General features: G+C 48.3%; 2 rRNA genes. Both read left to right on the top strand.

Going from position 1 to position 811, the window contains the following annotated elements:
• Positions 1-636, top strand: a 23S ribosomal RNA gene (locus BTM19_RS12865); the annotation flags it as partial.
• Positions 637-715: 79 nt separating this feature from the next.
• Positions 716-811 (top strand): 5S ribosomal RNA (rrf, locus tag BTM19_RS12860); the annotation flags it as partial.

Below are 811 nucleotides of genomic sequence, written 5' to 3'. Positions count from 1 at the left end.
CTCCTAAAGAGTAACGGAGGCGCTCAAAGGTTTCCTCAGAATGGTTGGAAATCATTCATAGAGTGTAAAGGCATAAGGAAGCTTGACTGCGAGACTTACAAGTCGAGCAGGGTCGAAAGACGGACTTAGTGATCCGGTGGTTCCGCATGGAAGGGCCATCGCTCAACGGATAAAAGCTACCCCGGGGATAACAGGCTTATCTCCCCCAAGAGTTCACATCGACGGGGAGGTTTGGCACCTCGATGTCGGCTCATCGCATCCTGGGGCTGTAGTCGGTCCCAAGGGTTGGGCTGTTCGCCCATTAAAGCGGTACGCGAGCTGGGTTCAGAACGTCGTGAGACAGTTCGGTCCCTATCCGTCGTGGGCGTAGGAAATTTGAGAGGAGCTGTCCTTAGTACGAGAGGACCGGGATGGACATACCTCTGGTGTACCAGTTGTCGTGCCAACGGCATCGCTGGGTAGCTATGTATGGACGGGATAAGTGCTGAAAGCATCTAAGCATGAAGCCCCCCTCAAGATGAGATTTCCCAACTTCGGTTATAAGATCCCTCAAAGATGATGAGGTTAATAGGTTCGAGGTGGAAGCATAGCGATATGTGGAGCTGACGAATACTAATCGATCGAAGACTTAATCAAATTTAAAATGTTTTGTTTTGGTTGAATCATATTTTACTTACTATCTAGTTTTGAATGTATAATTTCATACATTTCATTGTCTGGTGACAATGGCAAAGAGGTCACACCTGTTCCCATGCCGAACACAGAAGTTAAGCTCTTTAGCGCCGATGGTAGTCGGACTTACGTTCCGCAA

Origin of the sequence: Staphylococcus xylosus, from assembly GCF_002732165.1 — a bacterium.
Taxonomy (GTDB): Bacteria; Bacillota; Bacilli; order Staphylococcales; family Staphylococcaceae; genus Staphylococcus; species Staphylococcus xylosus.
This window is presented reverse-complemented; position numbering and strand designations above follow the sequence as displayed.